Source organism: Clostridium sp. SGI.024 (genome assembly GCF_050315195.1).
In the GTDB taxonomy this organism is placed as follows: Bacteria; Bacillota; Clostridia; order Clostridiales; family Clostridiaceae; genus Clostridium.
Genome location: NZ_JBNPON010000089.1, coordinates 1 through 9,780, shown reverse-complemented (window position 1 = coordinate 9,780; position 9,780 = coordinate 1). Strand labels below are relative to the sequence as shown.

Genomic DNA, 9,780 nt, shown 5'->3' with positions numbered 1-9,780 from the left:
ATCCTCAAGATCATTTTGAATCTCTGGGAGTGTGTCGCTAAGCTGCTTTATTATGCTTTGATAGTTTTCTTCTCTTATTTGGTTTTGCTTTAGAACATAAAGCAATAGATATCCAAATAACAAAGCAAAAATTCCTTGAGAAGTTAGGAAATTAAATAGTTCGTTATCCATAAAATCACTCCTTTTAATGATATAAAGAGTTTTTTTATAAAACAGTAAACTATTATTTCTATAAAGTTGAATTTAGTGTAATTGAAAAGCCAATGATTTATAATCATTGGCTTTTTATTATTCACTAAAGATATCTTTAGCGAAATGTTCAATAATTAATTTATGAAGGGGCTATATATATGAGTCAAATTCAAAAATTAAAAGATGAAAATAAATTATTAAAAAGTAGTAATGCAGAACCAGATAAAAAATCACACAATGAACGTGGAGCCGGAAGAAAAGAAAGATTTTCAGATCAAGAAAAAGAAAGGATGAAAATGTATGGTATTCAAGGAAAAACAATCAAAGAAATAGCTCAAATATATTCTTGAACTGTAGGATTGGTTCATAAAATAATTAATGAATAATATATTTAACTCAAATAAATTCAAAGCCGTATTTTCACAATTTAAATTGTGAAAATATGGCTTTATATTATATTTAGTAATTTTGCAAAAATTCAATTTAGCATAATAATTTAGTTATATTCTTTTCAGTGGGTGCTTTATATGGTGAAATTTATTAAAACTACACATAATTGAAAAATGGTAAAGGAAATATATGGACTACTATGTGTACTAATATTAAAAAATGAAAAAATATAAATCAAAGAGATAAATTAAAATCAGCTATTTCCATTAACGTTTTATCATGGGTTACAATTATAATAATTTTATTTTTTGAGATATCTTTTAATAACTTAGAAATTTTACCTACGCTTTTAATGTCTAATCCAGTTGAGGGTTCATCTAAAATAAGGATATCATAAGGTTTGATCAGTGCTTTTAAAATACCTATTTTCTCCTTTTGCCCATTAGATAGATTTTTAGAGAATAAGCTATTTAAGCCATTAGGTAGATTTTCTAAAAAGGAAGAGAGATTAAGATTATCACAAAAATATTTTAAATTATTAGGAATATTGATTTCACCATAGTTAGTAATATTATCATAAATACTATCATCAATTAAAATAAAGGACTGATTTAAAACTGAAACATTATTAGTTCTAAAATAATCTATATCTAAATCAGAAATTAGAATATTATCATAATAAATATCACCTGAAATATTTTTATTTAATAATCCTATTATAGCTTTTATTAAGCTACTTTTACCCTTACCATTATCTCCTGTTAAAGTATAGATATTACCAGATTTAAATTCGTAATTTAAATCTGAAATTATATATTTATTATCATAAAATAAAGAAAAATTATTAATTTTTATAGTAGAGATTTTACTCAATTTAATTTTTCCGTTATTTTCCATAGGAATGTTTAATATTTCAATTATTCTTTTATAACAGTTAGACGTTTCGGCATATCTATTAAGTGTATTAATGTATAGACTAATCTCATTAATAAGAATATCAAAATATGAAATAATAATAAGAAAATCACCTATGCTAATTTCATTATTTCTTATTAATTTATTAGAATATAAAAGTATAAATAAATAAGAAAATTTATTATTTAAAGATATAAATGTTTTAATTTTTAAATTTATAGATGTATATTTTTTTATAGAATCAAGTAATGAGTTAAAGGAGTTAATAATCTTTTTATTAAATTGCTTATGAGAGCAATCAATCTTTATTGCCTCAATGTTTTCTAATTGTAGATTTAAATTATAAAAAAATTACTTTGACTTTCTAATACTTTAAAATTTAAGCTTTTTAAAGTATTTTTAAAAATAAAATGTGATATAAAATGAAGTGGAATAAAAAATAAAAATAGAGCAAGTGCAATATTTGAATTTAAGAAAAAAAGTAAAATTGTAATAGCTATAAAAAGAAAAAAGCTAAGAAAAATATTAAATAAGTTATCAATAAAAAATGATATCAATAAATGTGAATCATTATTTATTCTTTCTGTTAAATAAGCAGAATTAAACTTTTTAATATCCATTATATTAACTTTTTTTAAATGATTTAATAAAAAATTATTTAATAAAAATGAAGCTTTGCTTCTATATTTCACCAAAACTATTTGGTTTATATAGTTAAAATATAACTCTAAAATTTTTAAAAATATGAAAATAATTATTAAGTTTATAAAATTTAGTGATGTTGATAAATATGTACTTTGGATGGAGTCTAAAATTTTTCCATTTATATATGGAGTTATAAAGTTAATTATATATAATACAAAAGCAGAAAATAATATAGAAAAGAAATACTTTTTATATGTAAATATATATTTAAAAGAAAATTTTATCAAAATAACCACCCCTTCAAAATAATTATACATTAAAATCCCAAAACATCAAAAAATTTACATAATATTAAAAAAATGATATTATGTTAAAAAGGGGGAATGAGTATGTCTAAATTTAAACCATCTAGATTTAATATATTTTATAATAAGGAGGGAAGTGATAGTGAGATAATAGCATACAATTCTTTTAAAAATTCCTTAGCCATAATTTCCAAGAATGAATATGAAGAATATAAACAATTTGAATGTAATGATATAGATATAAAGGACAAACAATTAATAGATGATTTATTAGATCAAGGAATTTTAATTAATAAAGAATTTGATGAATTAGATATAATAAAATCATTATCTTTAAGAGACCGATTTAGCAAAAGTGGACTAGGATTAACTATAGCACCTACAATGAGATGTAATTTTGATTGTATTTATTGTTATCAAAAGGGAAAAAGAGATGGTCAAGCTATGAACATAGAAATTCAAGAAAAATTAATTGAATTTATAAAAAGTAATTTAGAGGAATCTAAAGAGCTTTCTGTATGTTGGTATGGAGGAGAGCCACTATTAGCAATTAGTGTTATAGAGAAATTATCTGAAAAAATTATTAATATATGTAATGATAAAAATATTAAATATAATTCGAGTATTGTAACAAATGGATATTTGTTAACGGAGGAAGTTGTTAATAAGCTTATTAAATATAAAATTAAACATTTACAAATTACAATAGACGGACCAGAGGATATTCATGATGAAAGAAGATTTATAATTAATAGCAAGAAACAAACTTTCAATACAATAATTTCAAATATTGTGAAAATATTTGAAATTACAAGTGATATTAGTATAGATATTAGAATAAATGCAGATAAAAAAAATATTGATAGAGTAAAAGAAGTTATAGAGATTTTTAAGGATAAAGGTATTTTAGATAAAGTATATTGCTATTTAGGGTTTATAGAAACTAATAATGGGTGTTATGAAGAAGAAGCTTGTATAGATTATGAAAATTATATAAATGAGAATAAAAACTTTTTAAATAAGATAAACGAAACAAACAAAAATGATCATATAGATTACCCTTTTCATGTTACTGCTTCATGTGGTGCAGATAGAGTTAATAGTTATGTAATAGCACCAGATGGAAAAATATTTAAATGTTGGTCAGATATAGGTATTGATAAATATAGCATAGGTGATTTGAAAAATGAAAAGGTAGATATGAATAATACATTTGCTAAATACTTATTATATGATGTAACAATTGATCCAAATTGTAAGGATTGCAAAATAATTCCTATTTGTATGGGGGGATGTTTTAATCATAGAATAAATACAGGATGGAATAGATGTTCAAAATTTAAATATGATCTAGAAGAAATATTAAACAAAAAAGTAAAAAGTATTGAAGTGAAATAAATATATTTAGAATATATTTATATAATTATGTAAAGGAGGTTTAATTATGACTAAATTAGTTAAGGGAACAGATATTAAACGTGCTATATGTGCGAATTTTTATTGTGGATACAATTTTGGAGAATGTGGACGCTCATATGTTCCAGAATGTGGTTTAAGTTATTGTACATCTCAACTATGTGGAAATGCTAAGGCAATGCCATATGGAAATTCACCTAAATCTAATTAATTATTAAAATAAATTTAAAAGGGTGTATTCAGCCCTTTTAAATTTATTTCTATAACTATGTAGTTCAAAATTATAGAAAAATTTAAAAAATCCCAAATAATTTATAAGAAAAATAATAAAGAAAAAATTATTATAAGACTGACTACTAATGGCTAGGAGAGGAAATACATCAACTATAAAAGTTGTTACTGAGATAGTGGGTATTAAGTTTTATAAAAAGGAGGATATGTGAAAAAGATAATAAAAATATTATTAATTAGTACAGTCACTATACTACTAATATTTACAATAGCATTACCTAATTCAAATGAAAAGGAATTTGAAAATTATCTTTTTAATCTTAATAGCAACAGAAAAAATTTTGTGAACAATAGTAATCCTACAGATTTAAGTAAATACCAAATCACATATACTGATGAAAAGACTGTAATATCGAAAGAAAAAGCTGGATCATTACTTGAAGGAAAACGTGTGAATATAAGTAATATAAATAAGATTATTCCATATGAAGAAGCAGTAGAAGACATAAATATAGCTTTTGATATTTTAAAGTATAGCTATGGAGCATATGAGTATTTTGGAGGAGAAGATGTATTTAACAAAGTAAAAGTAGATATACTAGAATCATTATTGAATGAAGAAAGTATAAAGTATGATACTATTGAAAATTTATTATTTAATGGACTAGAACCAATTATTAAGGATGGACACTTTCGAGCAGGTAATAGATTAATAAATGCTAATAAAAATTTAATTACTGCAGTTAACAAAGATTATTATTTTTCATATGAAAATAATAAATATTATACTCATGTAAATAATAAAAGATATTATCTTAAAGATATAGATGGAGATAGTAATATAGAGAATTATATGAAACTTACCATTTCTGAAGATGGAAGTTTAACTTATAGTATAGGAATCTTTGTAAATAATAATGATTCATTTATTACTAAAGAAATAACTTTAGTTGATACAAATGGACAAGAATTAAAAGAACAAGTAAGCATAAATAAGAATTTTATAGCTAATAAAGAAGAATCTATAGCATATAAAGAAGATAGTTTTCAAGGAATACCAATTCTAGATGTAAATAGTATGAGACCTAAGAGTAGTTCTGATAAAAGCTTAGACTTATTTATTGAATCAGGACAGAAATATAAAGATGAACCAATATTAATAATTGATTTAAGAGGAAATACTGGCGGCTCTGATCGTTATTATCTTCAATGGATAAAGAATTATTTAGGTAAATATATTGATAATACAAAAAGTTACATAAGAAAAAAGAGTAGATTAGTTTTAATACAAGAAATTGATATGTTAGAAAATGAGCAGCATATATCTAAAGAAAATGAAGAAGTATTAAACTCATTTAAGAAAGAATTAGAAAGTGGTGAATATGAAAAGTGGTTTAGTTCTTCTGTAAAGGGTGAGTTTACTGAAAATGAGAATAAAATATTTGTATTAATAGATAAAGATGTAGCTTCATCAGGAGAAGGTTTTGTAGACACTTTACGTCATATGGAAAATGTAATTTTTGTAGGTGGTAATACAAGAGGTTGTCATTTAGTAACTAACTTATCTCACTATCAATTACCAAATTCTAAAGTTACATTAAGCTTTGGTGACGGCATAATTATAAGAGCAGAAGGCGAAAATAATGATGCTATAGGTTTTGAACCTGATATATGGGTTGATAGCAGAGATTCATTAGAAGCGACTATTACTCTAATAAATAAATACAATTTAGATAAAAGATAACATTTCTAATATTAATTAATTATGATTCAAAAGTTCAATGCTTTTTTATTAGATAGGCATATTATATAATATGTGTAAGTAAAATGTATTATTATGATTTATAATAATATATTAAAATTTACATATACTATTTATAAATAAATTAATAAATATAAAGATGTAGATAGAATTAATGTTAAATCTATCTACATAAACTTGTTTTCGGTCTATTACATTCTGACGAATGAAATGGCCATGAAAATTTTTGCTTTACGCAAAAACAAGCCAATCAAAGATTGGTTTTAATGGCTACGACTCGAAAACAAGTTAATCCCAATTTGAAAGTTTAAATCAAAATGTAAGGGAGAAGTGAGTATGTCCTTTCTCATAAGTAACCATCTAAAGGAAGGTTATAGTAGTTATAATTTATTATTCTTAAAAAAATATCACCAAGAACTTAATTTAAACAATAAAATACTGGATATTGGATGTGGTCATTATAGAAATTTATATTTCTTTTATAAATTAGGTTTTAAAAATTTATATGGTATTGATAAACTTGATCCTAAGCCTAGTACTAAACCTAATAAATTTAATGTCAATTTCATAAAGCACGATATAAATTATGGATTGCCTTATGAAGATAAAGAATTTGATATAGTGCTTTGTAACTTTGTGTTAATGTTTATATCTCCAGATAGGCTCAAATTCGTTTTATATGAGCTTTTACGTGTTACAAGGACTTTTTGTATTATAGAAACTCAAAAACCTTTCTATGAAACTAAAAATGGGCAAATTAAGCCGTATGAATTTAAATGTATAGTTGAATCTATAGAAAACAGTAAAGAATTCGAGATACTTGATAAGAAAATTTATAAAGAAAAGCTTATTATAAGGAGGCTTGCTAATGGCTAGGGGAAGAAAGGCATCAACTGTAAAAGTTGTTACTGGGAGAGATAGAGATCTTATTAAGCAGCTTAGTAAGACGGGATTATGTAATTCAAGTCAAGCTAAGGAGTATTGTGGTATTAGTATGGATAGACTTAAAAAACTAGAGAAAAGTGGATATATAAAGACTTCCGAACATATTGTTCGGGGCGAAAACAACCTTATAATTCAGCTTGATAAAGTTGGGAAGGACTACTGTAGGCAAGAATTTGGAATTACAAGTTTTTGTGCAGCACAAACCAATCATCTTGAACATGATATTAAACTGACAGAAGTTTATCATAAAGTAGATACTAATATTCAAGATACCTGGAAGCATGAAAGAGAACTAATTGATAGGTATTATGAAATGTATCCCGATAGAGCTGGAGAACTTAAGACTTGCATTGATGCTGCAATTGAAGTTAATGGAGAATTAATTGCCCTTGAAAGTATTGGTTCTAGTTATACTGGAGTTGAAATTGAACTTAAGCAAGAAATAGCAACTAGTCTTGGTTGCTCAAGAATGGAGTGTTTCTAATGAAGGCTATAGTAAGAGATGATATTATTTCCTTAGATAGTTTTGTAGCTGCCGAATTTAAGTATAAAGCTTATTTAGAGATGATAATGAAAGCAGGAAATTACTGTTTTCTGGATCAATTTAAAAAACTTATACCTAGTGGACAAACTATAGTTAATGGAATGATAGAAAACAATCTAATAGGTATGGAAAATATAAATAAAAACTATAAATACATCTATCTTTCTGATACTGCAATGAAATACTTATATTTAAGAAATAGTGAAGAAGATTTCTCAAAGGTAAAAAAAAATAGAATAAGTGTAAAAAAGGTTGAGAAAAATCCAACAGAGAAGCAATTATTATCTTCAGCGTATAAATTTCATTTGTTAACACAAGGTGAAGAGTTAATTGATAAAGAATCTATTATGAAATCCCTGGAGGATATTGTTTTTCTCAAAAATCATAATGGAAATACTGAAATATATAATAACTGGTATAAAAAAACTGAGGAAAAAATAAAAAAATTAAAGCTTGAAGTTGAAACATTAAAAAATGAAAAAAAGAACTTTGCAGATAACATAGATAAAATTAATAATGGGATAGATCTTTTAAATTCATCTAAAGAATATAATGAGTATCTTACCTTAGATACAAAATACAATAGTTTTAAAGATGAATTAAATGAAAAATCTCAGAAAATTTTAAAAACTGGAATCAAAGAATTAAATTTAGAAATTGAATACTTAAAAAAACTTAGGAGTTCAGCTTATAAAAATTTTTTAATTAAAAATTCAGCAATAGGTAACATAAATAATATAGCAAAAGATTTTAATGAAAAAATCTCTATTAAGGAAAATGAACTTCTTGAAACTGAAAAAACATTTAATAAAATAACTACATCCGTAGATGAAATAACACGTCCAAAGGTTAAAGAAGTTCAAAAGGTATTTGAGAATTTATATAACATATCAAAAGTTATAGCTAGAATCAAAGATAAGACCTTAGAATTTATTATTTTTGATACTGGAAACTTTAAAGCAGCATATGGATATTTAAAACAACTAAATTCAATAAATTCATTAGGTCTTGACTTTCAAAAAATACAGATAATTATATATAGCTATGCAGAGCATAGGGCCTATAACTTATACAATGAATTTATAAAAGCTAAAGAAGCCAAAGTAAAGGCTCAAAGAACAATGAAAAATTTCAATTTACACACTGATAATGCTTTAAACAAATCTGATTTTTATATAGCTGCTCAAAGAATATATAATAATACTCCTGAATTTGAAGTTGAAACTAGAAATGATTTCTTTTATATGAAAAAGTATATGGATTTTATATCTAGTAGTACTAAATCTATTAAAAGAAAAGATAAAGAAGCCATTGATAACTTAATTAAGAGCTTAAAATCTAATTAATTATATAAAAATATAGGCTATTTTCTATGTCTAATGAAAATTTCTAAAATATAGTAATTTCAATATCTCAGGTACGTAAATGTATTAGTTTATTTATATCTTCTGACAATAAAAAAATCCTTATACTCAATATTAAAAATGAGTATAAGGATTTTTTTATTGATCCCATCCTAAAAGCTTCTTTTCAAGATCATCATAATCATAATCTCTACCTTTGAAATTATTAAATTTAAGTTGCTTTGCTTTTTTTATTGGCTTTTCATAATTTCTCACCGTAGTCTTAAACCATCCTACGAAGCTAGTTTTTATATTTTGTGTTAAAGAATACTGTGCTACTTCCTTTATTAACTCTAACGTATTATTAACATAATCTTTATTTCCAAGTGCAGATTTATAAATTTCATTTGCTGCTTTATCAGTTATATTTTTATTACATACATGTTTTATTATATTTCTTATTTGTAAAATTATATCATCTTCAATATCTTCTACAACTGTTGCTGATACTTCATCTATGGGATGAGTAATCTTATTTTCAGTTGTCTTTTTTACTTTATTTGAGTGAATATAAAATTTTAATGAAGTTACTTTTCTACCAGTTTTGATTTCTTCAAAATCAAAACTTATATCACTTAATTTTTTTAATTCTCTTTGAGTTTGTTCTATTATCTTTCTCTTAAAATCATTATATCTAGGATAAATATTTTCAGCTTTCAAAAGTTTTCTTAAATCTTCAATCTGAAGATCAATATATCCTTGTTTTTTAAACTCATTGCATTTTAAAATTTCATATATTCTAGGAGAATATTTACTTTTCATACTTAAAATATTAGCTAATCTATATTGAGTAAACATATTGTTAAGCTTTAGCATATATGGCTTTAAATCGGGGTTGAATTTTAAGGTTACACAACCTGTCCCCTTTTCATAAATTGTTCCACTAAGCCAGGCAGATTGAATTATTCTATTTCCTTCTTCAATTTCAAAGACCTTTTTCATTAGCTCTTTTGTTATTTTAGGAATTTCAGTATATTTAGCTTGATTCTCAACCCCCAAAAGCTTCATAAAATCTGAAATTTTAAAAATATA

At 24.1% G+C, this 9,780-nt stretch carries 11 protein-coding genes and 1 pseudogene; 7 read left to right on the top strand and 5 right to left on the bottom strand.

Annotated elements, in window-relative coordinates:
- A partial coding sequence (locus ACQRD5_RS15855; RefSeq protein ID WP_427747029.1) for a BhlA/UviB family holin-like peptide occupies positions 1-171 on the bottom strand: 171 nt, incomplete at its 3' end.
- A gap of 179 nt (positions 172-350) precedes the next feature.
- Here ACQRD5_RS15855 and ACQRD5_RS15850 point away from each other — a divergent pair.
- Positions 351-542 (top strand): hypothetical protein, encoded by a 192-nt coding sequence (locus tag ACQRD5_RS15850; RefSeq protein ID WP_291631008.1) that lies wholly within the window; start codon positions 351-353, stop codon positions 540-542.
- Between the two features lie 274 nt (positions 543-816).
- On the opposite strand, the gene ACQRD5_RS15845 is transcribed toward ACQRD5_RS15850, so the two are convergent.
- The 3 genes and pseudogenes from ACQRD5_RS15845 to ACQRD5_RS15835 all read right to left on the bottom strand — a co-directional run bounded on the left by ACQRD5_RS15845 (position 817) and on the right by ACQRD5_RS15835 (position 2,459).
- Positions 817-1,479, bottom strand: coding sequence for an ATP-binding cassette domain-containing protein (locus ACQRD5_RS15845; RefSeq protein WP_320901613.1), 663 nt, complete (start codon positions 1,477-1,479; stop codon positions 817-819).
- Between the two features lie 99 nt (positions 1,480-1,578).
- Positions 1,579-1,815: pseudogene (locus ACQRD5_RS15840) on the bottom strand (ABC transporter transmembrane domain-containing protein); the annotation flags it as partial.
- A gap of 17 nt (positions 1,816-1,832) precedes the next feature.
- Positions 1,833-2,459 (bottom strand): ABC transporter transmembrane domain-containing protein, encoded by a 627-nt coding sequence (locus ACQRD5_RS15835; protein WP_427747028.1) that lies wholly within the window; start codon positions 2,457-2,459, stop codon positions 1,833-1,835.
- Positions 2,460-2,531: 72 nt separating this feature from the next.
- Between ACQRD5_RS15835 and ACQRD5_RS15830 the strand changes: the two genes are divergently transcribed.
- From ACQRD5_RS15830 to ACQRD5_RS15805, 6 genes are all read left to right on the top strand, one after another.
- Complete coding sequence (locus ACQRD5_RS15830; protein ID WP_291631011.1) at positions 2,532-3,845, top strand: radical SAM/SPASM domain-containing protein; 1,314 nt, start codon at positions 2,532-2,534, stop codon at positions 3,843-3,845.
- 46 nt (positions 3,846-3,891) lie between these two features.
- A complete protein-coding gene (locus ACQRD5_RS15825; RefSeq protein WP_291631013.1) occupies positions 3,892-4,074 on the top strand; it encodes a hypothetical protein in 183 nt (60 codons plus the stop codon).
- A 228-nt stretch (positions 4,075-4,302) separates the two neighbouring features.
- Entirely contained in the window at positions 4,303-5,838 is a 1,536-nt protein-coding gene (locus ACQRD5_RS15820; protein WP_291631015.1) for a S41 family peptidase, read from the top strand.
- Between the two features lie 354 nt (positions 5,839-6,192).
- A complete protein-coding gene (locus ACQRD5_RS15815) occupies positions 6,193-6,732 on the top strand; it encodes a class I SAM-dependent methyltransferase (RefSeq protein WP_291631017.1) in 540 nt (179 codons plus the stop codon).
- On the top strand, positions 6,725-7,285 hold the full coding sequence (locus ACQRD5_RS15810) for a hypothetical protein (protein ID WP_320901606.1): 561 nt from the start codon (positions 6,725-6,727) through the stop codon (positions 7,283-7,285). The genes ACQRD5_RS15815 and ACQRD5_RS15810 overlap by 8 nt, the downstream gene beginning before the upstream one ends.
- A complete protein-coding gene (locus ACQRD5_RS15805) occupies positions 7,285-8,691 on the top strand; it encodes a hypothetical protein (RefSeq protein ID WP_291631020.1) in 1,407 nt (468 codons plus the stop codon). The genes ACQRD5_RS15810 and ACQRD5_RS15805 overlap by 1 nt, the downstream gene beginning before the upstream one ends.
- A 156-nt stretch (positions 8,692-8,847) precedes the next feature.
- Here ACQRD5_RS15805 and ACQRD5_RS15800 read toward each other — a convergent pair.
- Positions 8,848-9,780 (bottom strand): replication initiation protein (locus ACQRD5_RS15800; RefSeq protein WP_427747027.1); only part of this gene is annotated, 933 nt, incomplete at its 5' end.

What these genes read in the sequence shown, in the direction of transcription:
- ACQRD5_RS15850 (WP_291631008.1), top strand. Translation starts at nt 351, where the DNA reads ATGAGTCAAATTCAAAAATTAAAAGATGAAAATAAATTATTAAAAAGT.
- ACQRD5_RS15845 (WP_320901613.1), bottom strand. Translation starts at nt 1,479, where the DNA reads ATGGAAAATAACGGAAAAATTAAATTGAGTAAAATCTCTACTATAAAA.
- ACQRD5_RS15835 (WP_427747028.1), bottom strand. Translation starts at nt 2,459, where the DNA reads ATGTATAATTATTTTGAAGGGGTGGTTATTTTGATAAAATTTTCTTTT.
- ACQRD5_RS15830 (WP_291631011.1), top strand. Translation starts at nt 2,532, where the DNA reads ATGTCTAAATTTAAACCATCTAGATTTAATATATTTTATAATAAGGAG.
- ACQRD5_RS15825 (WP_291631013.1), top strand. Translation starts at nt 3,892, where the DNA reads ATGACTAAATTAGTTAAGGGAACAGATATTAAACGTGCTATATGTGCG.
- ACQRD5_RS15815 (WP_291631017.1), top strand. Translation starts at nt 6,193, where the DNA reads ATGTCCTTTCTCATAAGTAACCATCTAAAGGAAGGTTATAGTAGTTAT.
- ACQRD5_RS15810 (WP_320901606.1), top strand. Translation starts at nt 6,725, where the DNA reads ATGGCTAGGGGAAGAAAGGCATCAACTGTAAAAGTTGTTACTGGGAGA.
- ACQRD5_RS15805 (WP_291631020.1), top strand. Translation starts at nt 7,285, where the DNA reads ATGAAGGCTATAGTAAGAGATGATATTATTTCCTTAGATAGTTTTGTA.